General features: G+C 74.0%; 27 protein-coding genes and 1 other RNA gene. 15 read left to right on the forward strand and 13 right to left on the reverse strand.

All coding sequences use genetic code 11. The annotated features are described in order from the left end of the window. The first annotated feature begins 417 nt into the window (after positions 1 to 417). Genes AB0O82_RS06610 through AB0O82_RS06620 form a run of 3 tightly spaced genes read left to right on the forward strand, consistent with a single transcriptional unit; the run spans position 418 to position 3,162 of the window. Positions 418 to 1,254, forward strand: coding sequence for a Nif3-like dinuclear metal center hexameric protein (locus tag AB0O82_RS06610; protein ID WP_350885034.1), 837 nt, complete (start codon positions 418 to 420; stop codon positions 1,252 to 1,254). 23 nt (positions 1,255 to 1,277) lie between these two features. Next, entirely contained in the window at positions 1,278 to 2,021 is a 744-nt protein-coding gene (locus tag AB0O82_RS06615; RefSeq protein WP_363580833.1) for a C4-type zinc ribbon domain-containing protein, read from the forward strand. 4 nt (positions 2,022 to 2,025) lie between these two features. Continuing rightward, positions 2,026 to 3,162, forward strand: a complete 1,137-nt coding sequence (locus tag AB0O82_RS06620; protein ID WP_363580835.1) for a bifunctional RNase H/acid phosphatase — start codon at positions 2,026 to 2,028, stop codon at positions 3,160 to 3,162. 54 nt (positions 3,163 to 3,216) lie between these two features. Here the strand turns inward: AB0O82_RS06620 and yaaA are convergent, their stop codons facing one another. Further along, complete coding sequence (gene yaaA / locus AB0O82_RS06625; protein WP_363580837.1) at positions 3,217 to 4,002, reverse strand: peroxide stress protein YaaA; 786 nt, start codon at positions 4,000 to 4,002, stop codon at positions 3,217 to 3,219. 85 nt (positions 4,003 to 4,087) lie between these two features. Then, on the reverse strand, positions 4,088 to 4,528 hold the full coding sequence (locus AB0O82_RS06630) for a DUF3995 domain-containing protein (RefSeq protein WP_363580839.1): 441 nt from the start codon (positions 4,526 to 4,528) through the stop codon (positions 4,088 to 4,090). Positions 4,529 to 4,680: 152 nt separating this feature from the next. On the opposite strand from AB0O82_RS06630, the gene AB0O82_RS06635 reads away from it, so the two are divergent. The 5 genes from AB0O82_RS06635 to rnpB all read left to right on the forward strand — a co-directional run bounded on the left by AB0O82_RS06635 (position 4,681) and on the right by rnpB (position 8,981). Beyond that, positions 4,681 to 5,061, forward strand: a complete 381-nt coding sequence (locus AB0O82_RS06635; RefSeq protein WP_363580841.1) for a hypothetical protein — start codon at positions 4,681 to 4,683, stop codon at positions 5,059 to 5,061. Next, the gene (locus AB0O82_RS06640; protein WP_063347370.1) at positions 5,058 to 5,429 is read left to right on the forward strand and encodes a Fic family protein; all 372 of its coding nucleotides are present in this window, start codon (positions 5,058 to 5,060) and stop codon (positions 5,427 to 5,429) included. The genes AB0O82_RS06635 and AB0O82_RS06640 overlap by 4 nt, the downstream gene beginning before the upstream one ends. Positions 5,430 to 5,524: 95 nt before the next feature. Then, positions 5,525 to 6,982 (forward strand): RNB domain-containing ribonuclease, encoded by a 1,458-nt coding sequence (locus AB0O82_RS06645; protein ID WP_363580843.1) that lies wholly within the window; start codon positions 5,525 to 5,527, stop codon positions 6,980 to 6,982. A gap of 101 nt (positions 6,983 to 7,083) precedes the next feature. Then, positions 7,084 to 8,571 carry an MFS transporter gene (locus AB0O82_RS06650; RefSeq protein WP_363580845.1) on the forward strand — a complete coding sequence of 496 codons (1,488 nt, stop codon included), beginning with the start codon at positions 7,084 to 7,086 and terminating at the stop codon, positions 8,569 to 8,571. 13 nt (positions 8,572 to 8,584) lie between these two features. Then, positions 8,585 to 8,981: RNase P RNA component class A (rnpB, locus tag AB0O82_RS06655), an RNA gene on the forward strand. A gap of 137 nt (positions 8,982 to 9,118) precedes the next feature. Here the strand turns inward: rnpB and AB0O82_RS06660 are convergent. Both AB0O82_RS06660 and AB0O82_RS06665 read right to left on the reverse strand, forming a co-directional pair. After that, on the reverse strand, positions 9,119 to 9,376 hold the full coding sequence (locus AB0O82_RS06660) for a hypothetical protein (RefSeq protein ID WP_063347367.1): 258 nt from the start codon (positions 9,374 to 9,376) through the stop codon (positions 9,119 to 9,121). 95 nt (positions 9,377 to 9,471) lie between these two features. Beyond that, the gene (locus AB0O82_RS06665; RefSeq protein WP_363580847.1) at positions 9,472 to 9,870 is read right to left on the reverse strand and encodes an ACT domain-containing protein; all 399 of its coding nucleotides are present in this window, start codon (positions 9,868 to 9,870) and stop codon (positions 9,472 to 9,474) included. A 187-nt stretch (positions 9,871 to 10,057) separates the two neighbouring features. Here AB0O82_RS06665 and AB0O82_RS06670 point away from each other — a divergent pair, with 187 nt between their 5' ends. Beyond that, positions 10,058 to 10,714 carry a PadR family transcriptional regulator gene (locus tag AB0O82_RS06670; protein ID WP_363580849.1) on the forward strand — a complete coding sequence of 219 codons (657 nt, stop codon included), beginning with the start codon at positions 10,058 to 10,060 and terminating at the stop codon, positions 10,712 to 10,714. Positions 10,715 to 10,750: 36 nt separating this feature from the next. On the opposite strand, the gene AB0O82_RS06675 is transcribed toward AB0O82_RS06670, so the two are convergent. Next, positions 10,751 to 10,948, reverse strand: a complete 198-nt coding sequence (locus AB0O82_RS06675; RefSeq protein ID WP_063347364.1) for a hypothetical protein — start codon at positions 10,946 to 10,948, stop codon at positions 10,751 to 10,753. Between the two features lie 52 nt (positions 10,949 to 11,000). Further along, positions 11,001 to 11,231 carry a hypothetical protein gene (locus AB0O82_RS06680; RefSeq protein WP_063347363.1) on the reverse strand — a complete coding sequence of 77 codons (231 nt, stop codon included), beginning with the start codon at positions 11,229 to 11,231 and terminating at the stop codon, positions 11,001 to 11,003. A gap of 413 nt (positions 11,232 to 11,644) precedes the next feature. Between AB0O82_RS06680 and AB0O82_RS06685 the strand changes: the two genes are divergently transcribed. Continuing rightward, on the forward strand, positions 11,645 to 12,346 hold the full coding sequence (locus AB0O82_RS06685) for a bifunctional DNA primase/polymerase (RefSeq protein ID WP_363580851.1): 702 nt from the start codon (positions 11,645 to 11,647) through the stop codon (positions 12,344 to 12,346). Positions 12,347 to 12,365: 19 nt separating this feature from the next. On the opposite strand, the gene map is transcribed toward AB0O82_RS06685, so the two are convergent. Beyond that, a complete protein-coding gene (gene map / locus AB0O82_RS06690; RefSeq protein WP_063347361.1) occupies positions 12,366 to 13,211 on the reverse strand; it encodes a type I methionyl aminopeptidase in 846 nt (281 codons plus the stop codon). 104 nt (positions 13,212 to 13,315) lie between these two features. Between map and AB0O82_RS06695 the strand changes: the two genes are divergently transcribed. Continuing rightward, entirely contained in the window at positions 13,316 to 13,549 is a 234-nt protein-coding gene (locus AB0O82_RS06695; RefSeq protein WP_363580853.1) for a hypothetical protein, read from the forward strand. 67 nt (positions 13,550 to 13,616) lie between these two features. On the opposite strand, the gene AB0O82_RS06700 is transcribed toward AB0O82_RS06695, so the two are convergent. Together AB0O82_RS06700 and AB0O82_RS06705 are read right to left on the reverse strand one after the other, a co-directional pair. Then, positions 13,617 to 14,984, reverse strand: coding sequence for an MFS transporter (locus AB0O82_RS06700; RefSeq protein WP_363580855.1), 1,368 nt, complete (start codon positions 14,982 to 14,984; stop codon positions 13,617 to 13,619). A 107-nt stretch (positions 14,985 to 15,091) separates the two neighbouring features. Further along, positions 15,092 to 15,697, reverse strand: coding sequence for a hypothetical protein (locus AB0O82_RS06705; protein WP_363580857.1), 606 nt, complete (start codon positions 15,695 to 15,697; stop codon positions 15,092 to 15,094). A 47-nt stretch (positions 15,698 to 15,744) separates the two neighbouring features. Between AB0O82_RS06705 and npdG the strand changes: the two genes are divergently transcribed. Both npdG and AB0O82_RS06715 read left to right on the forward strand, forming a co-directional pair. Then, complete coding sequence (gene npdG / locus AB0O82_RS06710) at positions 15,745 to 16,437, forward strand: NADPH-dependent F420 reductase (protein ID WP_363580859.1); 693 nt, start codon at positions 15,745 to 15,747, stop codon at positions 16,435 to 16,437. A 114-nt stretch (positions 16,438 to 16,551) separates the two neighbouring features. Beyond that, a complete protein-coding gene (locus tag AB0O82_RS06715; protein WP_363372195.1) occupies positions 16,552 to 16,752 on the forward strand; it encodes a hypothetical protein in 201 nt (66 codons plus the stop codon). A gap of 4 nt (positions 16,753 to 16,756) precedes the next feature. Here the strand turns inward: AB0O82_RS06715 and AB0O82_RS06720 are convergent, their stop codons facing one another. Next, a complete protein-coding gene (locus AB0O82_RS06720) occupies positions 16,757 to 17,572 on the reverse strand; it encodes a site-2 protease family protein (RefSeq protein ID WP_363580861.1) in 816 nt (271 codons plus the stop codon). 181 nt (positions 17,573 to 17,753) lie between these two features. Between AB0O82_RS06720 and AB0O82_RS06725 the strand changes: the two genes are divergently transcribed. Beyond that, a complete protein-coding gene (locus AB0O82_RS06725; RefSeq protein ID WP_363580862.1) occupies positions 17,754 to 21,152 on the forward strand; it encodes a BTAD domain-containing putative transcriptional regulator in 3,399 nt (1,132 codons plus the stop codon). A 158-nt stretch (positions 21,153 to 21,310) separates the two neighbouring features. Here the strand turns inward: AB0O82_RS06725 and AB0O82_RS06730 are convergent, their stop codons facing one another. The 3 genes from AB0O82_RS06730 to panB all read right to left on the reverse strand — a co-directional run bounded on the left by AB0O82_RS06730 (position 21,311) and on the right by panB (position 24,162). Then, positions 21,311 to 22,123: an ABC transporter permease gene (locus AB0O82_RS06730; RefSeq protein ID WP_363580864.1), complete on the reverse strand. Its 813-nt coding sequence runs from the start codon at positions 22,121 to 22,123 to the stop codon at positions 21,311 to 21,313. Continuing rightward, a complete protein-coding gene (locus tag AB0O82_RS06735; protein ID WP_363580866.1) occupies positions 22,120 to 23,142 on the reverse strand; it encodes an ATP-binding cassette domain-containing protein in 1,023 nt (340 codons plus the stop codon). The genes AB0O82_RS06730 and AB0O82_RS06735 overlap by 4 nt, the downstream gene beginning before the upstream one ends. 150 nt (positions 23,143 to 23,292) lie before the next feature. Next, a complete protein-coding gene (gene panB / locus AB0O82_RS06740) occupies positions 23,293 to 24,162 on the reverse strand; it encodes a 3-methyl-2-oxobutanoate hydroxymethyltransferase (RefSeq protein WP_363580868.1) in 870 nt (289 codons plus the stop codon). 280 nt (positions 24,163 to 24,442) lie between these two features. Between panB and AB0O82_RS06745 the strand changes: the two genes are divergently transcribed. Beyond that, on the forward strand, positions 24,443 to 26,053 hold the full coding sequence (locus tag AB0O82_RS06745) for an MFS transporter (RefSeq protein WP_363580870.1): 1,611 nt from the start codon (positions 24,443 to 24,445) through the stop codon (positions 26,051 to 26,053). Positions 26,054 to 26,116 lie beyond the last annotated feature (63 nt).

Raw genomic sequence — 26,116 nt, forward strand, 5'->3', positions numbered from 1 at the left:
CTCGCCAGGGCCCGTGTCCGGCGGAGCGCCTTCCCGACCCCCGGTCGGGGCAACTGTCGGGGCAACTCCCGTTCGCAGGACTGAAGTTACTTTCGAGGCGGGAGTGGCTCAACGTAGAGCCGGTCACTTCACTCGTAAGGGTGATCAGGAGGCGGTTTCGAATTCGTGCGAGGGCTCCCGTGTGAGCAGTGGGCGCCGGGCGCACGGGCGCGTGCGACCGGCGCCGGCCCCTCCCGGGCGCCCCCGCCGCAGGTTGACGCGCGTCCGTACGCCATCGGCACCCGTGTCCGAGCCGCGCCGCCACCTCGCCGCCGCCGCACACCCGCCGCCATCCCCGCCGCACTGCCGCCCCGCCGCCGTCCAGGTCGCCGAACGGCCGAGGCCCGACCGCCCCCGCGCGCACGGTAGTCTCGACAGGTGCCGAAACTGTCCGACGTCATCACCGCGCTCGAAGAGGTCTACCCGCCGCAGTGGGCGGAGGCCTGGGACGCCGTCGGCCTGGTCTGCGGAGACCCCCAGGCCGAGGTCGGCCGCGTGCTGTTCGCCGTCGACCCCGTGCAGGCGGTCGTCGACGAGGCCGTCGAGTGGGGCGCCGACCTGGTGGTCACCCACCACCCCCTCTATCTGCGCGGCACCACCAGCGTCGCCGCGACCACCTTCAAGGGCCGGGTGGTGCACACGCTGATCAGCAACGGCATCGCCCTGCACGTCGCGCACACCAACGCTGATCACGCCGACCCCGGCGTCTCGGACGCGCTCGCCGAGGCCGTGGGCCTGCGGGTGACCGGCCCGCTGGTGCCGGACCCGACCGACCCGCTGGGCCGCCGCGGCACCGGCCGGATCGGCCTGCTGGAGCCCCCGCTGCCCCTGTCGGCCTTCGCCGCGCAGGTGGCCGAGGGCCTGCCGGCCACCGCCACGGGCGTCCGGGTCTCCGGCGACCCGGACCGGCTGGTGAGCCGGGTCGCGGTGTGCGGCGGCTCGGGCGACAGCTTCTTCGCCGAGGTGCGGGCGGCCGGGGTGGACGCCTACCTCACCGCCGACCTGCGCCACCACCCCGCGTCCGAGGCCGCCGAGGCGGCGCCGGTCGCCCTGGTCGACGCCGCGCACTGGGCCACCGAGTGGCCCTGGCTCGCCCTGGCCGAGCGGGCCCTGCACGCCGCCGCCGACCAGCGCGGCTGGGCCGTGGAGACCAAGGTCTCCCACCGGGTCACCGACCCGTGGACCGCGCACGCCCCCATGTCCTTCACCGCCTGACCCGATTCACAGGAGCCTTCCCCTTGAACGCCGCGCCCGCCGACCAGATCCGCCTGCTCGACCTCCAGGCCTTCGACTCGAAGCTCGACCAGCTGGCCCACCGGCGCCGGAGCCTGCCCGAGCACGCCGAGATCGAGAAGGCCTCCGCCGACCACACCGCGCTCAAGGACCTGGTGGTCGCCGCCGAGGCCCAGCAGGGCGACACCACGCGCGAGCTGACCAAGGCCGAGCAGGACGTGGAGCAGGTCCGCGCCCGGGCCGCCCGCAACCAGCAGCGCCTGGACTCCGGCGCGATCACCTCGCCGAAGGACCTGGAGAACCTCCAGCACGAGATCGGTTCGCTGGCCAAGCGCCAGGGCGACCTGGAGGAGATCGTGCTGGAGGTCATGGAGCGGCTGGAGAGCGCCCAGACCCGGGTCACCGAGCTGACCGCGCGCCTCCAGCACTCCACCGTCGTCCTCACCGAGGCCGAGACCCGCCGGGACGCCGCCTTCGCCGAGATCGACACCGAGGCCGACAAGGTCAAGCGGGACCGCGAGACCGTCGCCGCCGTCGTCCCCGCCGACCTGCTGAAGGTCTACACCAAGCTGCGCCAGACGCAGGGCGGCGTCGGCGCGGCCCGCCTCTACCAGCGCCGCTGCGAGGGCTGCCGCACCGAGTTCTCCATCACCGAGTTCAACGCCATCAAGGCCGAGCCGGCCGACAAGGTGGTCCGCTGCGAGAACTGCTCGCGGATCCTGGTCCGCACCGCCGATTCGGGCGCCTGACCCGGTGGCGGCTCGCTTCATCGTCGAGGCGGACGGCGGGTCCCGGGGCAACCCGGGGCCGGCCGGCTACGGCGCGGTGGTCCGGGACGGCGACACCGGGCAGATCATCGCCGAGGCCGCCGAGTTCATCGGCCACGCCACCAACAACGTGGCCGAGTACAAGGGCCTGATCGCCGGCCTCAAGGCGGCCCGGGAGCTCGACCCGGACGCCTCGGTGGACGTCCGGATGGACTCCAAGCTGGTCGTCGAGCAGATGTCCGGGCGCTGGAAGATCAAGCACCCCGACATGCAGCCGCTCGCCGCCGAGGCCCGCACGATCCTCCCGCGCGCCCGGGTGACGTACACCTGGATCCCACGCGAGCGGAACAAGGACGCCGACCGGCTCGCCAACGAGGCGATGGACGCGGGCAAGGCCGGCCGCCAGTGGGAGCCCCGGCCGCGGGCCGCCGCGGTGGTGGACGAGCCGCCGCTGGAGACCGCCGCCCCCAAGGCCGGCTGGGCCGCCCCCGCCGACCTCGGCACCCCGACCACCTTCGTCCTGCTCCGCCACGGCGAGACCGCGCTGACCCCGCAGAAGCGCTTCTCCGGCAGCGGCGGCAGCGACCCGGAACTGTCCGACAAGGGCCGCTGGCAGGCCGCGCGGGCCGCCGAGGAACTGGCCGCCCGCGGCAGCATCCAGGCCGTGGTGGCCTCGCCGATGCGCCGCACCCGGGAGACCGCCGAGATCGTCGCCGCCCGGCTCGGCCTGGAGGTCCGGTACGAGGACGGGCTGCGCGAGGTCGACTTCGGCGACTGGGAGGGCCTGACCTTCGTCGAGGTGCAGGAGCGCCACCCGGAGGACCTGGCGGCCTGGCTCGGCTCGGCGAAGGCCAAGCCCACCGGCAGCACGGAGAGCTTCACCACGCTCACCCACCGGGCCGGCGTCGCCCGGGACAAGATCATCGCCCGGCACCCCGGCAGGACGGTGCTGGTGGTCTCCCACGTCAGCCCGATCAAGACGCTGGTCCGGCTGGCGCTCGGCGCCCCGCCGGACGCGCTGTACCGGATGGAGCTGTCCGCCGCCTCGTTCTGCGCCGTCCAGTACTACGCGGACGGCAACGCCTCGCTGCGGCTGCTCAACGACACCTCGCACCTGCGCTGAACGCCCGGGGCTGAACGCCCGGCTCCGGGGGGGGGCGCCCCCCCGGAGCCGGGCTCAGTGCACCTCGGTGACCACCACGTCCAGCTGCCACGGCTTGCGCGCCGTGCCTTCGGCGGCGAGCTCCACCCGGTGCCCCAGGCCCCGCAGCGCGTCCAGCAGCTCGCCCGGCGTCTTCGGTTCGATCCCCGCGACCAGCAGGTCCCGCACCAGGCGCCCCTTGGTCGCCTTGTTGAAGTGGCTGACGACCGTGCGCTTGCCGTTGCGCTCCTGGAGCACCCGGACGGTCGCCGTCCGGGAGGCCACCTCGCCGGCCGGCTTCCACGCCGCCGCGTACGCCGAACTGCGCAGGTCCAGCACCAGCCCGTCCGTCACCTCCGGCAGCACGGACGCCATCGCGCCCCGCCAGTACGCGCCGAGCGCCCCCGGGCCGGGCAGTTTCACGCCCATCGAGCAGCGGTAGGGCGGAATCCGGTCGGAGATCCGCACGGCTCCCCACAGACCGGAGAAGACCAGCAGCGACCGCTCGGCCCGGCCGTACGCGGCCGCGTCCAGCGTGGCCAGACCCAGGTTGTCGAACAGCACCCCGGTGTACACCTCGCCCGCCGGACGGGCACCCGCCGCCGGCAGCCCGGCATTGCGGGCGATCTCGCCGCGCAGCCCGGGGCTGAGCCCCAGCACCTCCGCGGCGGTGTCCTCGTCACCCCGGCAGAGGCCGACCAGCGCGTCCAGCACCTCGCCGCGCGCGGCCGTCAGCCCGGGCAGCGACAGCCGGTCGAGCGCCACCGGCACCCCGTCCCCGGACGCGGCCTTGCCCTCCGAAGGCGGCAACAGCACCAGCACAGCGGACTCCTCAACACTCTGTGGCGGATGAACCCCGCCACCCTACGCAAAACCGGCCCGCCCCGGGCGGCCCGTCCGGCCGCGGCTACTCGGCGCCACCGGCCCCCGCGACCACGGCCGCCCCGGCCGCGAGCGCCAGGCAGAGCGGCGAGTAGTACCGGGTGTCCAGCCGCTTGAACCGCTCCGACCGCTCGACGACCCTCCCGAACAGCACCAGGCCGCCGGCGCCGCGCGCCAGCATCACCCCGGCCACCGCCCGCACCCCGGCCCGCCGCAGCCGCCGCGGCCCCACCGCCGGCAGCACCCCGGCCTCCGCCCCCACCAGGTACGCGGCCGTCCCGAGCAGCCCCGCCACCGCGACGCAGGCCGCCGGGGACGGCGCTCCGTCGCCCGCGCCGACCACGGTGTCCGCGAACTCCTCCGGCGTCCGCAGCGGCCACGGCGTCACCGCCCACACCGCGTGCAGCGCCCCCGTCGCCGCCAACACCCCGGACACCGCCGCCCCGGTCGCCTTCACCACACCCATCGCCCGAACCCCCTTCGTGAACGACCACTCGACCCCACCCTACGAGCGCTCACACCCGTGCCCCACCCCGCCCGGGCCCCGCCCGGGAACGGAAATCCGCTGGGGCCGCCCGGCGTTCGCCACTACGGTGAGCAGCGAGGAGAGTGAGCGAGATGACCCTGCGACCCCTGGACCTGGTGCCCGGCGACGACGACGCCGTGGAGGAGTCCCTGTCCGTGCGCCTGCCCGCCGGCCTGCCGGCGGAGACCCGGCAGGCCCTGGAGTTCGCGGTGCGGGCCGCCGCCGAGGCCGTGATGGCCGGGCGGGTGCGGGTGACCGAGGCCCCGGCCGGGTCGGACACCGCCGAGCTGGCCTTCGAGGTCCGCCAGTCCGAGGTGCCGGACGCGCTCACGGAGCAGTCGCAGGAGCCCGGCCAGCAGAGGTCCGATCAGCAGGGGCCCGGCCAGCAGAGCAGGTCCGAGCGCCGGGCCGCCATGGTGGCCCGGATCCGCGCCGCCAACGCGGAGACGCTGGAGAGGCTCAAGGACCTGTGACCGAGTACCTGGACCTGGAGGACGTCACCTACCTGGCCGGCGGCCCGGAGAACATCCGGGACCTCGGCGGCCTGCTCTCGGCGATCGCCCGCCCGCAGGCGAGCCTGTTCGGCGGGGACGCCTACCCGGACCCGTGGACCAAGGCCGCCGCCCTCGGCCAGAGCCTGTCCCGCAACCACCCGCTGATCGACCGGAACAAGCGCACCGCCTTCGAGGCGATGCTGCTGTTCCTGGACTACAACGGCGAGCCGTACACCGACCCGCACCCGGACGACGCGGTGGCCTTCATGCTCCGGCTGGCCACCGGCGGCTACGACGACGCCGTCGTGCTCGCGGGCAAGGACCTGAAGTCGCTGCTGGGGCGCTGAGCCCAACAGCACCGGCAGTCCAGTGCCACCGGCCGCCCGGCGCGTCCGGCGGGGTGATCCGTCCGGAATCACCCGATTCGCCCTACGCTGCCTGCATGCCTCGCCGAAAACTGCGCGTCAAGGCCGCCGACTCCGCCCGGATCAACACCGAACTGACCGAACTCCGCGCCCGCCTGGAGATCCACACCGAGTGGCCGGAGCCGGTGCTGGCCGAGGCGGAGGAAGCGGCCGAGCGCCCCCGGCTGCCCGAGCACGACGCCACCGACCTGCCGCTGTTCACCGTCGACCCGCCCGGCTCGCGCGACCTCGACCAGGCCATGCACCTGCTCCACCGCCCCGGCGGCGGCTACCGGGTGTACTACGCCATCGCGGACGTCGCCGCCTTCGTCCGCCCGGGCGGCGCCATCGACGCCGAGGCCCGCCGCCGGGTCGAGACCCTGTACTTCCCGGACCACCGCGTCCCGCTGCACCCCACCCGGATCTCCGAGGACGCCGCCAGCCTGCTGCCCGGCGAGCCCCGGCCCGCCCTGCTCTGGCAGCTGGACCTGGACGCCGACGGCGCCGTGGTGCTCGCCGACCTGCGCCGCGCCCTGGTCCGCTCGCACCGCCGCCTCGACTACGCGGCCGTCCAGCGCGCGGTGGACCTCGGCGGCGCCGACGAGCAGCTCGCCCTGCTCGCCACCGTCGGCCGGCTGCGCGAGGAGCAGGAGCGCGCGCGGGGCGGGATCAGCCTCCCGGTGCCCGAGCAGGAGGTCGAGGAGACCCTGCACGGCTACGTCCTCGGCTACCGCGCGCCCGGCCCCGCCGACGGCTGGAACGCGCAGATCTCGCTGCTCACCGGCCTGGCCGCGGCCGACCTGATGCTCGACGCGGGCGTCGGCCTGCTGCGCACCCTGCCCGCCGCGCCCGCCGCCGCGTACGAGCGGCTGCGCCGGATCGCCTCCGCGCTGGACGTGGACTGGCCGCGGACGCTCCCGTACCCGGAGCTGATCCGCTCCCTGGACCCGGACGCGCCGATGGACGCCGCCTTCCTCAACGCGTGCACCGGCCTGCTGCGCGGCGCCGGCTACCACGCCTTCGACGAGTCCCGGGGCCTGCCCGCCCCGGCCGACCCGGGCCACGCCGCGCTCGCCGCGCCGTACGCGCACTGCACCGCGCCGCTGCGCCGGCTCGGCGACCGCTTCGCGCAGGAGGTGTGCGCGGCGGTGGCGGCGGGGGAGGAGGTGCCGGACTGGGCGCGCGAGGCGCTGCCCGCCGTGCCGGGCCTGATGGCGAGCGGGGACCGCCGCGCGGCCGAGGTCGAGCGGGCCTGCGTGGACCTGGTGGAGGCGGAGCTGCTGGCCGGCCGGGAGGGCGAGGACTTCACCGCCGTGGTGATCGACGTGGACGAGCGGCGGCCCGCGGCCGGCACCGTGCAGCTGCGCCGGCCCGCCGTCCGGGCCCGCTGCGACGGCGCCGATCCCGGGGTGGTGCTGCCGCTCGGCGGGCTGATCCGGGTCCGGCTGACGCAGGCCGACCCGGTCACCCGCACCGTCCGCTTCGCCGCCGTCTGACCCCCGGGCTTCCACGCGCCCCCGGCGCTCCCCCCGGCGCCGCCACCCGGACGGTCCGTCACATGGCCCCCGGGCACCGTCCAGGTGGGAGGATCGGTCCCGTGCCCGAAGCCCAGCCCTCCGGCGCCCCGGGGCGCCGCCGCCGACTGCTCGTCCTGGCGATCTGCTGCCTGAGCCTGTTCATCGTCGGCCTGGACAACACCGTGGTGAACATCGCCCTGCCGGCGATCCAGCGGGACCTGGACGCCCCGGCGTCCGGGCTGCAGTGGATCATCGACGCCTACACCCTGGTCCTGGCCTCGCTGCTGATGCTGTTCGGCTCGGTGGCCGACCGCTTCGGCCGCCGCCGGGTGTTCCAGACCGGGCTGCTGTGCTTCGCGCTCGGCTCGCTGCTGTGCAGTCTGGCGCCGAGCCTGGAGTGGCTGGTGGCGTTCCGGGCGTTGCAGGCGGTCGGCGGTTCGATGCTGAACCCGGTGGCGATGTCGATCATCACCAACACCTTCACCGACCCGAAGGAGCGGGCCCGGGCGATCGGCGTCTGGGGCGGCGTGGTCGGCATCTCGATGGCTCTCGGCCCGCTGCTGGGCGGCTTCCTGGTGGAGGGCGCGGGCTGGCCGTCGATCTTCCTGATCAACGTTCCGGTCGCCGTGGTCGCGATGCTCCTGACCGCCCGTTACGTCCCGGAGTCGCGCTCGCCCCGGCCGCGCCGGCTGGACCCGGTCGGGCAGCTGCTGATGATCGTCCTGCTGGGGTGCGGCACCGCGGCCATCATCGAGGGCCCGGGCAGCGGCTGGACGTCCCCGCTGATCCTCGGCCTGGTGGCCGTCGCCGTGGCCGCGCTGGTCGCCTTCCCGCTGTGGGAGCGGAGGGTGGCCGAACCGCTGGTGGACCCGCGGTTCTTCGCCAGCGCGCCGTTCACCGGCGCCACCGTCACCGCGGTCTGCGCCTTCTCGGCCCTGGGCGGCTTCCTCTTCCTCAACACGCTCTACCTGCAGAACGTCCGGCACTACGACCCGTTCGAGGCGGGCCTGTGGACGCTGCCGATGGCCGCGATGATGCTGGTCTGCGCGCCGCTGTCCGGCCGGATCGTCGGCAGCCGGGGCCCGCGCGGGCCGCTGGTCGCGGCCGGGCTGGGCCTGGTCGCGAGCGGGCTGCTGCTGACCAGGCTGGCCGCCGACTCCCCGGCGGCGCTGCTGCTGGCGGCGTACGCGCTGTTCGGCTTCGGCTTCGGCATGGTCAACGCGCCGATCACCAACGCGGCAGTCTCCGGCATGCCGCGCGCCCAGGCGGGGGTGGCCGCGGCGGTCGCCTCGACGAGCCGCCAGATCGGCCAGTCGCTGGGGGTGGCGGTGATCGGCACGGTCGTCACCTCGGCCGTGGTCGGCCCGGTGGCGACGGGCTTCGCCCCGGCCAGCCACGCCGGCTGGTGGATCCTGGTGGGCCTGGGCGGCGCGATCCTCCTCCTCGGCCTGGCCACCACCACCCCGTGGGCGACCGCGACCGCCGTCCGGGTGGCCGCCCGCCTCGGCGGCGAGCCGCCCGCGGTCCGCTCCGGTGTGCGGGAGGCCCCACCCGAGCGGCTACGATGACCACTACGGCGGAAGAGCCGGCCGGGCGGTCGCGACGGGTCCCTGACCCGCCGAGGAACGTCCGGGCTCCACAGAGCAGGGTGGTGGGTAACGCCCACCCGGGGTGACCCGCGGGACAGTGCCACAGAAAACAGACCGCCCACCGCTTCGGCGGCGGGTAAGGGTGAAACGGTGGTGTAAGAGACCACCAGCGACCGGGGTGACTCGGCCGGCTCGGTAAACCCCACCTGGAGCAAGGTCAAGATCGGTGCCCTCGGGCGCCGTGCGCGGATGACCGAGGGCTGCTCGCCCGAGTCCGCGGGTAGACCGCACGAGGCTGTCGGCAACGGCAGTCCTAGATGGATGGCCGCCTCCCCGGGCCGCGCGAGCACCCCGGGAGACAGAACCCGGCGTACAGGCCGACTCTTCCGCCGCCCCAGCTCGACTGAGGCCCCCTGATCTGCGAAAACGCAGGTCAGGGGGCCTTTTTCGTGAGGCCGCCCCAGTCGTGCGAGCACCTGGGGAGACGGAACCGGGGGTACCGGCCGACTGTTCCGCTCGCCCGCCGTTACGCGGGGCGGGCGCCGACGGCGTCGCGGATCTGGTCGCCGAGACCGCCGTTGACGCGGGCGCAGTTGGCGCAGCAGAAGAAGCGGCCGGCCACTTCGACGCCGTGGCCGACGATGCGGACCTGGCACTGCTCGCAGCGCGGCGCGAGCTTCTCCATCGCGCACTCGAAGCTGTCGAAGGTGTAGGTGTCGCCGGTGATGGTCTTGATCTCGAAGGCGAGCCAGTAGTCGTTGCCGCAGGTGACGCAGGTGGCCATGGCGGCCGTCTCCTTCCGGTGGGGGCCGGCCGGGTGGCCGGGCAGCCGTTCCCAGTGTCGGAGGGCCCTGCGGGGGCGGCCACTCGACGGCGTCGTCAGGCGGGCCGGGCGGCCAGTTCCTCCAGGGCCCGGACGGCGCGGTCGGCGTCGTCGGCGGTGACGAACAGGTGGTCGTGGTGGAAGCCGGCCACCACGTTGCAGCTGATCCCCTCCTCGGCGAGGCGCCCGGCGACGGCCGCGGTGAGGCCGACGGCCTCCAGGGCGGAGTGGATCTGCAGGGTGATCCAGGCCGCCACGTACTCGTAGCGCAGCCCGAGCGCGTCGGCCTCCTCCTGGGTGACGACGACCGTGACCCCTTCGGGTTCGGCGACGGTCACCACCGGCCGCATGCCCGCGGGCACCTTGGCGGGCAGCGTGCAGTAGACGTACCGCCCCGGGTTGAGCAGCGGGCGCATCCCGTGCAGCAGCTTCGCGAGGTCTCGTTCACCGGCCATGCCCGTCACCGTAGCGGGCGGACGGGGCCTGGGCGGCGGGGTTGGGTGCCGATGCGCCGTTCGTGTCGGAATCCGTTGACGAGCGACAGTCGCCGATATATCGTCGAGCTATCGAGACAGTAACTCGACTGGCTCGGTGAACGAGGAGGTGAGCGCCATGCGCTCAGGAAACCGAGGAAATCCGGGAATGCGGTTCAGCGGCGAGGGTCCGCGCGGGGGCTGGCGCCGCGGGCCGGGGCCGGACTTCGAAGGGCGGGAGTTCGAGGGCCGGGAGGCCTTCGGCGGCTTCGGCCCGCCGCCGTTCGGCGGCGGTGGGCCCGGGCGGCCGATGGGCGGCCCGTTCGGGCACGGCTTCGGCGGGCACGGCGGGCGCCGGGGCGGCCCGCACGGGCGCCGCGGCGGCCGGGCGCGGCGCGGGGACGTCAGGGCCTCGCTGCTGGCGCTGCTCAAGGAGCGGCCGATGCACGGCTACGAGATGATCGCCGAGATCTCCGAGCGGACGGGTGGGGCCTGGCGGCCGAGCCCGGGCTCGATCTACCCCAACCTCCAACTGCTGGAGGAGGAGGGCCTGATCACCGCGGAGGAGGTCGGCGGCAAGCGGCTGGTATCGCTCACCGAGGCGGGCCGGGCCGAGGCCGAGGCGGGGCCCGCCGAGCCGTGGGCGGAGGCCGGCCGGGAGGTCGACTGGGAGGCCGTCCAGGAGGTCGGCCAGGCGCTGGCCGCGGTCGACCAGGCGATCCGCCAGGTGATGGCGACGGGCACCGAGGCGCAGCGGGCCAAGGGCCTGGTGGTGCTCACCGAGGCGCGCAAGAAGCTGTACCTGATCCTCGCCGACGAGGACTGACCGCCGTGGGGGGCTGGGCACAGGCGGTGCGGCTGTTCAGGGGTGGACCGTGAACAGGGCCACGCAGGCGAGCAGCAGCACCGCCCAGCCGAACCAGAGCCAGCCGTTCGGGCCGATCACCACGGTGTAGACGCACACCGCCACCAGCAGCGCCCCGGTGACGCCGGCGACCTGCCGGTTGTGGTGCGCGACCGCCTGGGGGCGGCTGCGGGGGTGCCGTGCCGTTCTCGCCATGCCGTCCTCCCGGGGAGGCTGGGGGTGGCGGCCGGTGCGGGCGGCGCGGCCGTCAGCCGGACGCGCGGGCGGTGGCCGCCTCGTCGAACTCGTAGCGCCAGTGCCAGCTGATGCCCCGCACCTGCTTGGACCGGACGTACACCAGTGTGCGCGCGGGGGAGTCGCCGTGCGCGGGGACCGGCACCTTGTAGGTCTTCGGCACGCCGAACATCGGCCCCAGCGGGATGGGGAGGATGCGGCCGTCCAGGGGGCCGCCGACGAATTCGGTGTCCGCGCTCTTCACCCCACCAGGGTCTCACCTCCGCACGGGTGACCGGCGCACCCGCCCGAGCCCTCCGGCCGGGTGCGGGGAGTGTGACCGGAGAGGCACCGCCCCCGGTCATCCGGAGCCCCCGCGCACCCTTATCCTTCCTGTTACGCCCCCGGGGTTCACCCGGGTCAGCGGGCCCCGTACGGGCCGGGCGGGGCGCGGATCCGCGCGCCCTCCGGCCGACCTGGCGCGGACAGCGTGCTGCCGCGACTGCGTACCGTGACCCGGGCGTCGGCCCTCCGGTGACCCCGGTTCCCGGTCGGCAGGGCGTGGACAGCAGGGCCGAGCACCGTCCCGGGAAGCAGCGGGGGGCGCTGTGCGTTGCGTCGGAGTGGTACGTCGAACGCTGTGCCGCACCAGGTACGGCAGTGCGCGGAAGGGGCCCGATGGAAGCCGGCGGCAGGTGGACGACCTGGTGGCAGAAGCGTGAGCGTCAGCGGGCCAGGTCGGGTGAGGTGGACGGCCCCGCCGCCCGGCTCGATCAGCTGCTCGGCGCGGTGCGCGCCGGATTCCCGCTCGCGCCGGCCGCGCATCCGGCCGGCTACCGCTGCTCCTGCGACCGGGTGGCCTGTCCGGCGCCCGCCCAGCACCCGGTCTCCTTCGCCTGGCAGACCCAGGCCACGACCGACCCCGAGCAGCTCGCCCGCTGGCTCGCCCGCGATCCGCAGACCAACTTCATCACCGCCACCGGCCGCGCCCACGACGTCCTGGACGTCCCGGTCGAGGCCGGCCGGCTGGCTCTGGAGCGGCTGACCGAGCGGGGCGTCGAGGGCCCGGTCGCCGCCGTCGGCGAGGACCGCTACCTGTTCTTCACCGCCACCCGGGGCACCCCGCAGGACGAGGACGAGTGGTGGCCGAGCGTCCTCGACTCCACCCCGGACACCATGTCCGAGCACCCCGGCCTGCGCTGGCACTGCCGCGGCTCGTACACCCTGCTGCCGCCGGCCGCGCTGCCGGACGGCTCGCAGGTGCGGTGGCTGCGCGGGCCCGAGCAGCCGCTGCCGGACCCGCTGCGCGTCCTGGACGTGCTCACCGACGCCTGCACCGAGGTGGGCGCCGTCGCCGAGGAGCAGTGGCTCATCGGCTGAACCGGCGCCCGGCCGGGGGTCACGGCAGGGTGAGGACCTCCGCGCCGTCCGCCGTGACCACCAGGGTGTGCTCGAACTGGGCGGTGCGCTTGCGGTCCTTGGTGACGACCGTCCAGCCGTCCGGCCAGATCTCGTAGTCGTAGGTGCCCAGGGTGAGCATCGGCTCGATGGTGAAGGTCATCCCCGGCTTGATCACCTCGGTGGCCCGCTCGCTGTCGTAGTGCGGGATGATCAGGCCGGAGTGGAACGACGTGTTGATGCCGTGCCCGGTGAAGTCCCGCACCACGCCGTAGTCGAAGCGCTTGGCGTAGGACTCGATGACCCGCCCGATCACGTTGATCTGACGGCCGGGCTTGACGGCCTTGATCGCCCGGTTGAGGGATTCGCGGGTCCGCTCGACCAGCAGCCGGGACTCCTCGTCGACGTCGCCGACCAGGTAGGTGGCGTTGAGGTCGCCGTGCACTCCGTGGATGTACGCGGTGGCGTCGATGTTGACGATGTCGCCGTCCTGGAGCACGGTCGAGTCCGGGATGCCGTGGCAGATCACCTCGTTGATCGAGGTGCAGACCGACTTGGGGAAGCCGCGGTAGCCGAGGTCGGACGGGTACGCGTCGTGGTCGCACATGTAGGTGTGGGCGACGGCGTCCAGCGCGTCGGTGGTGACGCCGGGGGCGATCAGCTTGGCGGCCTCCGCCATCGCCTGGGCGGCGATCCGGCTCGCGATCCGCATCTTCTCGATCGTCTCGGCGGTCTGCACCTCGGGCCCGGTGTACGGCGTCGGGGCGGGCCGCCCGACGTACTCGGGGCGCGCGATGTGCGCCGGGACCTTGCGGGTGGGGGACTGGATGCCGGGTACGAGAGCCATGGCCGCGAGTCTATCGGCCGCCCCCGGCGCGCCCGGGCGGTGTGCGCGGCGGCCCCGGCCGGGGAATGATCGGTACGACCCCATCGCTTCGACGGGAGGGCACCATGCCCCTGGGATTCCACCGCAAGCCGACCGGCAAGCCCGGCGAGTGGTTCTACTGCATCAAGCACGGCAAGGTCGAGGAGGGGCCGGAGTGCCCCGCCAAGGACCGCCTCGGCCCGTACGACAGCCCGGAGGAGGCCTCGCACGCCCTGCAACTCGCCGACGAGCGCAACCGGGAGTGGCGGCAGGGGGACGAGCGCTGGAACGACACGCCGAAGGACGGCGGCGGCGAGTAGCGGCCGGGGCGGCGTCCGGCGGACGGCTTCTGCCGTCAAGCCGTCGCCGCCGGCCGGCCGGCCGCCGTCAGTCCGTCGCCGCGGCGGCCTCCCGCTCCCGCTGCTGCTCCCGCTCGCGCTCCGCGCGCTCGTGCCCGGCGCGGACGGCGGCGGTGTGCGGGTCGGTGCGGTCGTCGTAGGCGAGCAGCTTGGGCAGCGCGGCGGCCACCGCGAGGACGGCGACGACGCAGATCAGGCCGCCGCTCCAGACGGCGGCGCGGACGCCGACCAGCCCGGCCATGGTGCCGGCCCGGACCTGGCCGAGCTGGGGGCCGACGGAGTAGCTGAGCAGTTCGACGCCGGCCATCCGGCCGCGCACCTCGTCCGGGATGGACTGGTTCCACATGGTCGAGCGGGCCAGCCCGCTGATCTCGTCGGCGCCGCCGGCCAGCGCCAGGCCGAGCAGCACCAGCCAGATGCTCCCGGACAGGCCGGCCAGGGCCATGGCCGCGCCCCAGCCGACGGCGGCGACCACCAGCAGCCGGCCGTGCCGGTGGATCCGGGACGTCCAGCCGCTGGTCGCCCCGACCAGCAGGGCGCCGGCCGCGGAGGCCGCGTACATCGGGCCGAGCGCCCAGTCCGCGCCCAACTCGGAGGCCAGGAAGGGGAAGACGGCCACCGGGAAGGCGAACAGCATCGCGCAGAGGTCGATCGTGTAGGTGCCGAGCAGGTCCTTGCGGCTCCACGCGTACCGGACGCCGGTGAGCACCGCCCGCACCGACGGCCGCTCGGCGCCGGTGGCCGGCGGCACCGCCCGGATCCGGACGAGCAGCAGCAGCGATGCGGCGAAGGTGAGCACGTCCAGCGCGTACGCCGTCCCCACCCCGGAGAACGCCACCACGACGCCGGCCAGCGCCGGCCCGGCCACCGAAGCGGCGTTGCGGTACAGGGAGTTGAGGGCGAACGCGGCGGTCAGGTGCTGGTGCGGGACGATCCGCGGGGTGAGCGAGTCCAGGGCCGGGCGCTGCAACCCGTCGCAGGCCGCGACCAGCGCGGCGACCAGGTAGATCGGCCAGAGCAGCGGGGACGGCAGCAGCGCGTTGAGCAGCAGCAGGCCGGCGAGCAGACCCAGCCCGGCCTCGGCCCGCAGCACCAGCTTCCGGCGGTCCAGGGCGTCGGCGAGGGCGCCGCCCCACAGGCCGAAGACGATCAGCGGGACGAGCTCGAAGGCGCCGATCAGGCCGACCGCGAAGGAGGAGCCGGTCAGCTCCTTGATCTGCATCGGCACGGCGACGTAGGTCAGGTAGCTGCCGAAGCTGGTGACGCAGCCGGAGAGCCAGAGGAAGCGGAAGTCGCGGGAGGCGCGCCAGGGCGAGAGGTCGGGCGCGAGCGAGCGCAGCAGCGTGCGCAACCGTCCGGAGGTGCCAGGGGGATGCGGGGGTTCGTCGTCGTTCACGAACCAGCATCCTCGAACGCGGGCTGCCGGGTTCGCAAAGGGTTTTTCAGCCCGACACACGACCGTCAGCCCGACACCTCGCTGACAACGGCCGGGTCGGGCCCGGGCTACCAGCGGCTGATCGCGGGCGGTGCGGTCAGCCGGCCGGCGAGTTCGGCGAGCCGGTCCAGCGCGGTGCGGCGGGCCGGGGGCCGCCCGGCGGCGGCGCTGACCAGGTGCTGGGCGAGGTCGAAGGGCTCCTCGTCGGCGGTGCCGACGGCGAGCCGCTCGTGCGCGAGCCCGCCGAGGTCGCCCGGCTCGGCGGGGGCGGCGCCGTCCAGCGCAAGCACGGTCGCGCCGTGCCGGCGGGCGTCCTGCACCCGTTCCAGCAGCGGCGCGCCGGCCGTCTCCGGCGCCACCACCAGGACGGTGGCGCCGCGCCCGGCCCCGGTGAGCCGACTCAGGCCGTGCGCGAGGTGCGCCGGGGCGCCGACCGGCGGAGCGTGCCGCAGCAGGGTGGGCGCCAGTCGGGGGACGGCCGACCAGGCGGCCTCGTCGGCCAGGTGCGCGGCCAGATGCCAGGGCTCGTACGCCTCGGTTCCGATCAGCAGCAGTCCGCCGGCCCCGCGCCGCGACACCGAGCGCCGCAGCGACCCGGCGAAGCCGCCGACCGCCTCCAGCCAGCCGGTGCCCGCCAGGTGCTGCCGGAGTGCCGAAACTCTCACCGCGTCCATGCGGCCCAGAATGTCGCGTCCGGCCGGGGGTTTGACAGGATCGGCCCATGACTTCCCTCGATTCAGCGACAAACCCGGCCCACGAACTGCCGGACGTCTCACAGCTGGTGATCGGTGTCCTCGGCGGCACCGGCGACCAGGGGCGCGGCCTGGCCCTGCGACTGGCCAAGGCCGGCCAGCAGGTGATCATCGGCTCGCGCGACGCGGCCCGGGCCGAGGCCTCCGCCGCCGAACTGGGCCTCGGCGTGCGTGGCGCCGACAACGCCACCACCGCCCGGGAGAGCGACGTGGTGATCGTCGCGGTGCCCTGGGACGGGCACGCCTCGATCCTGACCGCGCTGCGCGAGGAACTGGCCGGCAAGATCGTGGTCGACTGCGTCAACCCGCTCGGCTTCGACAAGCAGGGTGCGTACGCGCTGAAGCCGGAGGAGGGCAGCGCCGCCCAGCAGGCCGCCGCGCTGCTGCCGGACTCCCGGGTCACCGCCGCCTTCCACCACCTCTCGGCGGTGCTGCTCCAGGACGAGTCGGTGGAGCAGATCGACACCGACGTCATGGTGCTCGGCGAGGAGCGGGCCGCCACCGACATCGTGCAGGCGCTGGCCGGCCGGATCCCCGGCATGCGGGGGATCTTCGCGGGCCGGTTGCGCAACGCGCACCAGGTGGAGTCGCTGGTGGCCAACCTGATCTCGGTCAACCGCCGCTACAAGGCCCACGCGGGCCTGCGGGTGACGGACGTCTGAGATCCGGTGGAGCCGTGTCGGCCTCACCCCTGGACCAGCTCCGGAGGTGAGGTCGGCGACAATGGGTGCGGCCGCAACCCGGCCGACCGCACCCGGCCCTAGGAGCCTCCCGCCATGCCCCGCACGTCCCTCTTCGCCCTGATCGTCGTCGTCCTCGCGCTGGCGGCCGCCGTGGTCTCGCTGACCCAGGGCTTCTGGCTGGGCCTGATCTGGCTCCCGATGGCCGGTGTGGCGAGCAACGTGCTCTGGATGAACCGCCGCCGCGCGAAGATCGCCGAGGCCACGGCCGCCGCCGCGGCAGCCGAGCAGGGCTAGTCGGCTAGTTCTTCCAGAAGCTGAACAGGTACCGGCCGAGCGTCGCGTAGTCCTGGTCCACGCCGAACAGGCTCATCAGGTCGTGGATGACCCCGAAGAAGAACGAGTTCACCGAGGGCTGCCACAGCAGCGCGAACACGGCCAGCAGCCCGTACGGCGCGAACGGCTCGACCGCGCGCCGGGTCTTGTACGACAGCCAGGGCTCGACGATCCCGTAGCCGTCCAGCCCGGGCACCGGCAGCAGGTTCAGCAGGGCGGCGCTGAGCTGGAGCAGGCCGAGGAAGCCGAGCGCGCCCGCGAACGGCGAGACGTTCAGCTCGTAGCCGTTCCAGACCGCGTGCACCGTCGGGTCGTCCAGCCAGCCGGCGCCGATCGGGATCAGCAGCAGGGCCGCGCACACCACGTTCACCAGCGGCCCGGCCGCCGAGATCAGGCTGTGCTTGAGCCGGCCCCGGATCCGGTCCCGCTCGATCCAGACCGAGCCGCCGGGCAGGCCGATGCCGCCCAGGATCACGAACACGATCGGCAGCACGAAGCTGAGCAGCACGTTGGTGTACTTCAGCGGGTTGAGCGTGAGGTAGCCCTTGGCGCCGACGCTGATGTCGCCACCGTGCAGGGCGGTGCGCGCGTGCGCGTACTCGTGCAGGCACAGCGAGACCATCCAGCCCGCCACCACGAACAGGAACACCCCGAACGCGGCGTTCCCGTAGCCCGAGTACACCGCCCAGCCGGAGGTGGCGAGGACGGCGAGGAGCACCCAGAACACCGGGCTGATCCGGCGGTCCTCGCTGCGTGAGCGCTGCGTGGCGGCGAAGGTCATGGTGTGGGTGCTCCGGGTGTCCGAGGAAAAGCGGGCAGGGGATCGATCATGCCGGGCGGGCCGGTGACCGGACAAGCCGTCCCGGGTGAACGTCCGAGGGCCCCGTCCGGGTTCCGCCGCCGGTGAGGGGCCCCTGGACAATTGTGCGCCCCGATCGCCGCCCATCGACCAGAATGGACCGGTGTACTACGGCATCCTCGGGACCACGACGGCCCACCACGACGACGGCACCCCGGTGCCGCTAGGCGGCGCCCGGCTGCGGGCACTGCTCACCGCGCTCGCCCTCCGGCAGGGCCGTCCGGTGCCCGCCGACCTGCTGGTGGACGAGGTGTGGGAGGCCGAGCCGCCCCAGGACTCCTCCGCCGCGCTCCAGACCCTGGTCGGCCGGCTGCGCCGGACCGTCGGCCGGGACGAGATCGGCTCCGGCCCGGCCGGGTACTGGCTGACCGACCCGGCCACCGACCTCGCCGAGTTCCAGCGGCTCGGCGCCGAAGGCCGCCGCGCCCTGGACACCGGGGACCACGCGCTCGCCGCCGAGCGGCTGCGCGCCGCCCTGGCGCTGTGGCGCGGCCCCGCCCTGGCCGACCTGCCGGACCGCGGCGGCCCGGCCGCCCGGCTGGAGACCCAGCGCGAGGAGGCCCGCCGCCACCGGATCACCGCCGAGCTCGGGCTCGGCCGGGCCGCCGAACTGGTCGCCGAGCTCACCGAGCTCTGCGAACGGCAGCCGCTGGACGAGCCGTTGCAGCAGCTGATGATCCGGGCGCTGCACGAGAGCGGTCGCACCGCCGAGGCGCTGCGCCACTACGAGCGGACCAGGCGTGCCCTCGCCGAGGAGCTCGGCGTCGACCCGGGGCGCCAACTCCAGTCCCTGTACGCCACGTTGCTGACCCCGGCCGAGGTCGAACCGGCGCCCGCCGCCGCGCCGACCACGCCCGCGCCGGAGTCCATACCGGCCCCGCCGGCCCCGCCGACCCCGCCGGCCGCCGGGCGGTCCGGAGCGCCCCAACTCCCGCGCGTCGGCGGCAACCTGCGCGGCCGGCTGACCAGCTTCGTCGGCCGTGAGGGCGATCTCGCCGCACTGCGCGGGACGTTGACGGAGCATCGGATGGTCACCCTGACCGGCCCCGGTGGCTCCGGCAAGACCAGGCTCTCGATCGAGGCCGGCCGCGCCGAGCAGTCCGCCGGGCACTGGCCGGACGGCGTCTGGGTGGCCGAACTCGCCCCGCTGGAGACCCCGGACGCGGTGCCCGCCGCCGTGGTCTCCGCGCTCGGCCTGCGCGAGATCGTGCTGCACAGCGGCGGCATGGTCGCCGAGGTGATCGAGAAGCGCGCCGAGGACCCGGTGCGCCGGCTGGTCGAGCACTGCGGCCACCGCCGGATGCTGCTCGTCCTGGACAACTGCGAGCACCTGATCCAGGCCGCCGCCGACCTCGCCGACATCCTGCTCACCGAGTGCCCCGAGCTGACCGTGCTCGCCACCAGCCGGGAGCCGCTCGGCGTGCCCGGCGAGACCGTGCTGCCGGTCGAGCCGCTGCCCGACCCGGTGGCGCTGCGCCTGCTCACCGAGCGTGCCACCGCCGCCCGACCCGGCTTCGACCCGGACACCGACCCGGCGGCCTGCGCCGAGATCTGCCGCCGCCTGGACGGCCTGCCGCTGGCCATCGAACTCGCCGCCGCCCGGCTGCGGGTGATGACGGCGCGCCAGATCGCCGACCGCCTGGACGGCCGGTTCGCCCTGCTCACCGCGGGCAGCCGCACCCTGCTGCCGCGTCAGCAGACCCTGCGCGCGGTGGTCGACTGGAGCTGGGACCTGCTGGGCAAGCGCGAACGGGCGGTGCTGCGCCGGCTCTCGGTGTTCGCCGGCGGCTGGCAGCTGGAGGACGCCGAGGCGATCTGCGCCGACGGCGTCGAGGTGGTCGGCGGGGAGGTCGCCGACCTGCTGCTGTCGCTGGTCGACAAGTCCCTGCTGGTGGCCGACCTGGACGACGGCAGCCTGCCGCGCTACCGGATGCTGGAGACCATCCACGAGTACGCGACCGAGCGCCTCGCCGAGTCCGAGGAGGAGCGCGACGCGACCGGGGCCCGCCACCTGACGCACTTCCGTACCATCGCCGCCACCGCCTTCCTGAACATCCACGGCCCCCAGCAGCTGCACTGGCTGACGGTGCTGGAGCGCGAGCTGGACAACATCCGGGCCGCGCTGAGGCGCGCCATCGACCTCGGGGACGAGGAGCAGTCGCTGGTCCTCACCCTCGGCATGAGCTGGTACTGGTCGCTGCGCGGCTACAGCATGGAGGCCCGCGGCTGGTACGACGCCGTCGCGGCGCTCGGGCCGGATCCGTTCGGCCCGAAGCCGCCCGTACCGCTGGAGCGGGACGTGCTCTCCTACGGCCTGCCGATGCCCGAAGGGGTCGTCGAGGAGGCCCGCCGACTGCTCGCGATGTACCGGCTGATGGGTATGTTCGAGGGGAACCTGGACGTGCTCGGCAACCCGGTGGCGATCGCCGTCGCGGAGCAACTGCTGGAGGCCTACACCCCGGAGCTGCCGCAGGCCTACCGGTTCCCGGGCCTGATACGGGTGTTCGGGGCGTTCCTGGCCGGCCGGCTGGAAATGATGAGGAGCCTGCTGGACGACGCCGTCCGCGGCTGCGAGGAGCACGGCGGGCCGAACGACCTCGCGTTCATCCTGCAGCTCCGGGCCAAGATGCTGAACGACTGGCCGGGCGGGGCCGACCAGGGAATCCTGGACGGCCAGCGCTCCCTGGAACTGTTCGAGCAGGCCGGCAACCTCTGGGGGGTCTCCCAGGCCCTGTCCGCCCAGGGCGAGTCGCTGGCCAACCGGGGCGATCCGGAGGCGGCCGCCGTCGCGTACGAGCGGGCGATCGAGCTGGCCGAGGAGCTGGGGACGCCGCACGAGGTGCCGATGCTGCGGGTGAACCTCGGCTCCGCCCTGCTGGAGCAGGACATGGAGCGCGGCGAGCGGATCATCCGGGAGACGCTGGCCGGGCTGGACCACCACAGCGCGGACCACTCCTCCACCGGCGCGCTGCTGTTCGGCGGCCTCACGCTCTGCGGCGTCCACATGCTGCGCGGCGAGTACGAGCAGGCGCTGGCCGAGCTGGACCGGATGGAGGCGACCAGCGTCGGCAGCTTCGCCCCGGGGATCGTGACCGGGATGCTGACCACCACCCGGGGCTGGATCACCGCCCGGGCGGGCCTGCCGGACGAGGGGCTCGCGATGCTGCGCGAGGGGCGGACGCTGCTGCGCGAGACGTCGCGCACGAGCGGCTTCGGCGAGCAGATGACGGTCATGGTGGTCCCCGCGGTGGTGGGGGTGCTGCGCGCCTTCGCCGAGCGCGACGGCGACCTGGAGCGGGCCCGGCAGGCCACCGTGCTGCACGGCGCGCACCACGTGCTGAACGGCCCGAAGGGCGGCTACCTGGACCGCGTCGAGCGCGGCCGGGCGGCGACCGACCTGCGGGCCCAGCTGGGCGACGCCGCGTTCGAGGCCGCCCACGCCGCCGGCGAGGGCCTGACCCCGGAACAGATCCGGGAGCGGATGTACGAGTGGATCGGCTGACCGGCGTCCGTCCCTGGTCACCGGTCAGCCGACAGGAGTGGATCGGCTGACCGACGCCCGTCCCCGGCCGTCGGTCAGCCGTTCCGCCGGCCGGCCCCGTCCCCTGGTGCCGGTCGGTCGCCCCCCGGCCCTCCCCCGCGGAGGGTCGGCGGCCGTTCTCAGGTCCGCTTGCGGAAGCGGGCGACGGCGAGCGGCGCGAAGATCGCGGTGGTGGCCACCGACCAGATCAGCACGACCATCACCGGGTGGGCCAGCGGCCCCTGGCCGTTGAGCAGGGAGCGGGAGGCGTCGGCGAGCGCCGACAGCGGGTTGACCTTGGTGAAGGCCTGGAGCCAGCCCGGCATGGTGTCGGTCGGCGCGAAGATCGAGCTGCCGAACTGCATCGGCATCAGGACCAGCATGGCCACGCCCTGGACGGCCTGGGCGCTGCGCAGCGCCATGCCCAGCAGCATCGAGACCCAGACGATCGACATGCCGAACACCAGCGACAGGCCGACCGCGGCCACGACCTCCAGCGGACCGGTCTTCACCTCGAAGCCGATGCACATCGCGAAGCCGATCAGGATCACGAAGGAGAGCAGCGCCCGGCAGGTCTCGGCGGCCATCTTGGAGAGCAGGACGGAGGCCCGGCCGATCGGCAGGGTCCGGAAGCGGTCCATCACGCCGGTCTGGAAGTCGCTGTTCAGGCCGGTGCCGACGGCCATCGCGAGGGTGAGGCCGGTCTGCCCGAGCAGGCCGGGGATCATGTACTGCTTGTAGGAGTCCTGGTTGCCGGAGACGGCGCCGCCGAAGACGTAGACGAACAGCACCGTGAAGATGACCGGCATCAGCACGGCGTCGAACATCGACTCCGGGTCGGCCTTGATCCGCATCAGGTTGCGCCGGGTCAGTGCGCCGACGTGGCGGAAGGTGCCGGACAGGCCGATCCGGGGGTCCTCCACCCGGGTGGGGGCGACGGTGGCGGTGGTCATGCGACGGGCTCCTTGGCGAGGCTGGGGGCGGCGTCCGCGGTGTCGGCGGGCTTGCCGGTGATGGCGAGGAAGACCTCGTCGAGGCTGGGCACCTTGGTGTCGATGCCGGCTATCGCGAAGCCGCGGCCGCCGAGCACCCCGATGACGGCGGTCAGCTGCTCGTCGTTGGTGATCGGCACCGCGAGCAGCCCGGTGTCGGTGGAGACGGTGGCGCTGGTGATGCCGCGGTCGTGCAGGCAGCGGGCCATCTCGGGCAGCTCGGCCGGGTGGACGGCGCGGATCTGGAGGGTCTGGCCGCCGACCTTGGCCTTGAGCTCGGCCACGCCGCCGTTGGCGATCACCCGGCCGCGGTCGATGACGGTCAGCTCGTCGGCGAGCTGCTCCGCCTCCTCCATGTACTGGGTGGTGAGCAGCACGGTGCTGCCCTCGGCGACCATCCGCTGGACCTCGTCCCAGACCTCGTTGCGGGTGCGCGGGTCGAGGCCGGTGGTGGGTTCGTCCAGGTAGAGCACCTTGGGGCGGCCGATCATGCTGGCGGCCAGGTCGAGGCGGCGGCGCATGCCGCCGGAGTAGGTCTTGGCGGTCCGCTTGGCGGCCTCGGTGAGCGAGAAGCGCTCCAGCAGTTCGGCGGCCCGGGCCTTGGCCTCGCGGCTGGGGAGGTCGAGCAGCCGGCCGATCAGGTAGAGGTTCTCGTACCCGGAGAGGAGCTCGTCGACGGAGGCGTACTGCCCGGTGAGGCCGATGGTGCGGCGCAGCTGCTTGGGCTGGCGCAGGACGTCGTAGCCGCCGACGAACGCGGTGCCGGCGTCGGGCTTGATCAGGGTGGAGAGGACCCGGACCAGGGTGGTCTTGCCGGCGCCGTTGGGGCCGAGCACGCCGAGCACGGTGCCCTCGCGGACGGTGAGGTCGACCCCGTCGAGGGCCTTGGTGGTGCCGTAGTGCTTGACGATGCCGCGGACCTCGACGGCGTTGCCCGCGGCGGTCCCCCGGTCGTTCGGGGCGGTGGCGATTCGTGTCATGCCCCTAGGTTGTCCGGCCCGGCTGTCAGCGGGCTGTCATGAGGGGGCGGGCCCGGCGCTGCGCTGTCAGACCGCTGTCACCGGGGGAGCGGGCACACGGCAGCGGCCCCGCTCCCGGGCGGGGGAGCGGGGCCGTCGGCGGTTCACGCCCTAGCGGAAGCTGTGCTCCGCCGCCGGGAAGGCGCCGCCGCGGACGTCCTCGGCGAAGGCGCGGGCGGCGTCGCCGAGGACGGTCCGCAGGTCGGCGTACTGCTTGACGAACTTGGGCACCCGGCCCGCCGTCATGCCGGCCATGTCGGTCCAGACCAGGACCTGGGCGTCGGTGTCGGGCCCGCCGCCGATGCCGACGGTCGGGATGGTCAGCTGCTCGGTGACCTGGGCGGCCAGCTCGGCCGGCACCGCCTCCAGTACGACCGCGAAGGCGCCCGACTGCTGGACGGCCTTGGCGTCGCGCAGCAGCTGGTGCGCCGCCTCGTCGCCGCGGCCCTGGACGGGGTAGCCGCCGAAGGCGTGCACGGACTGCGGGGTGAGGCCGATGTGCGCCATCACCGGGACGCCGGCCTCGACCAGCAGCTCGATCGAGCGGGCGCTGCGCTCCCCGCCCTCCAGCTTGACCGCGCCGACCCCGGCCTCCTTCATCAGCCGGGCCGCGTTGCGCATGGCCTGCGCGGGGGACTCCTGGTAGGAGCCGAACGGCAGGTCGGCGACGATCATCGCGCGCTTGGTGCCGCGGACGACGGCGGCGGAGAGCATCACCATCTGATCCATGGTCACCGGCACGGTGGTCTCGTAGCCGAGGTGGCAGTTGCCGGCGGAGTCGCCGACCAGCAGGACGGGGATGCCGGCCTCGTCGAACACCCCGGCGGTGAGGGCGTCGTAGGCGGTGAGCATCGACCACTTCTCGCCGCGCTGTTTGGCGGTGGCGAGGTCGCGGACGGTGATGCGGCGGTTGGTGACCCCGCCGTAGAGGGTGGCGGTCGCCGCCTGGTTCTGGGCAGGCGAAGGCGAAGAAGCGTTCATCGAACGGACTCCTGAAGGGTTGTCGTCTCGTGGCGCCGTGCGGCGTCCCCGGATCACCTCCATGCTTGCACGCCCCGGCGTGCGCGCAAAGGGGCGTGCGGGCGGTCGGGTGCGATCTGCGGCACACCGGCGAGCGCGGGCGGCCCCGGGCTTTGCCGCGTTTTTACGAAACGGAGTCGTCTCGTATCGTAATGGCCGCTACCCTGGTGCCGGGGGGTTACGAGACGACCATGGCTCGGAATTGCCCGCCAGTGCCACACCACCACGGACGGGAAGACCAATGACCACCGCAGCCGCGCCACCCCGCGTGCCGGAAGCCATCCACCGCCGACGCTGGGCGATCCTCTGCACCCTGGTGCTCGCCCTGCTCGTCGTCGTCCTCGACAACTCGATCCTCAACGTCGCGATGAAGACCATCGCGACCCCCGCGCCGGTCGGCCTCGGCGCCAGCCAGAGCGACCTGGAGTGGTCGATCAACTCCTACACCCTGGTGTTCGCCGGGCTGCTCTTCACCTCCGGCCTGCTCGGCGACCGCTTCGGCCGCAAGCGCGCGCTGCTCGGCGGCATGGTGGTCTTCGGCATCGCCTCGCTGCTCTCCGCGCTGGCCGCCTCGCCCGGTGAACTCGTGGGCTACCGCGCCCTGATGGGCGTCGGCGCCGCGCTCGCGATGCCCGCCACGCTGGCCATCATCATGAACGTGTTCGAGCGCTCCGAGCAGCCCAAGGCGATCGGCATCTGGGCCGGCGCGGTCGGCCTGGCCATCGCCATCGGCCCGATCACCGGCGGCCTGCTGATCGAGCACTTCTGGTGGGGCTCGGTCTTCCTGGTCAACGTCCCGATCGTGATCGTCGCGGTGATCGCGATGATCGTCCTGGTGCCCGAGTCCAAGGACCCGAACCCCGGCAAGCTCGACCCGATAGGCGTGCTGCTGTCGATCATCGGCCTGGTCGCGCTGATCTACGGCATCATCAAGGGCGGCGAGCTGGCCGACTTCACCGCCGCCGAGGCCTGGGTGCCGACGCTGGTCGGCGTGCTGGCGCTGGCCGCCTTCGTCTGGTTCGAGGGCCGCACCCGCTTCCCCGCGCTGGACGTCACGTGGTTCCGCAACAAGGTGTTCAGCGCCTCCGTCGTGGTCGTCGGCGTGGTCTTCTTCGCGCTGATGGGTGTCTCCTTCTTCGGCGTCTTCTACATCCAGAGCGTGCGCGGCTACAGCGCGCTCCAGGCCGGCCTGCTGATGCTGCCGCTGGCCGTCGCCCAGCTGCTGTTCGCGCCGCGGGCCCGGCTGGTGGTCGACCGCTTCGGCGTCGCCGCCACCGCCGCCGTCGGCATGCTGCTGATCGCGGTCGGCTTCGTCGGCTACACCCTGCTGGGCGTCGACACGCCGATCTGGGTGCTGATCGTGCTCGGCCTGTTGATGGGTACCGGCATGGCGCACGTCATGCCGCCGGTCACCGTCGCGATCATGGCCTCGCTGCCCCGCGAGAAGGCCGGCGCGGGCTCGGCCGTCAACAACACCTTCCGCCAGGTCGGCGGCTCGCTCGGCGTCGCCGTGCTCGGCGCGGTGCTCTCCACCGTCTACCGCGACGGCATGACCGACACGCTCAACCAGCTGCCCGACGACCTGCGCGGCAAGGCCGGCGAGTCGCTGGAGGCCACCCTGGCCATCGCCGAGCGGATGGGCCCCAAGGGCGCCGCGCTGATCGGCCCGGCCGACGACGCCTTCGTCAGCGCCATGCACGTGGTGGCCTCGCTCTCCGCGGGCATCACGGTGGTCGGTGCGCTGATCGCCTGGTTCCTGCTGCCGCGCCGGTCGGCTGCCCCCGGCGGCCCGGCCGGGAAGGCCGCCGAGCAGCCCGACCAGAGTCGCAAGGCCGTGGCCGCGGACGCCTGACCCTCGACCGCACTGAGCGACAATGGCCCTGTCACCCGGGTGAACCCCCGGGCGGCAGGGCCG

Source organism: Kitasatospora sp. NPDC088264 (assembly GCF_040685715.1).
Taxonomy (GTDB): Bacteria; Actinomycetota; Actinomycetes; order Streptomycetales; family Streptomycetaceae; genus Kitasatospora.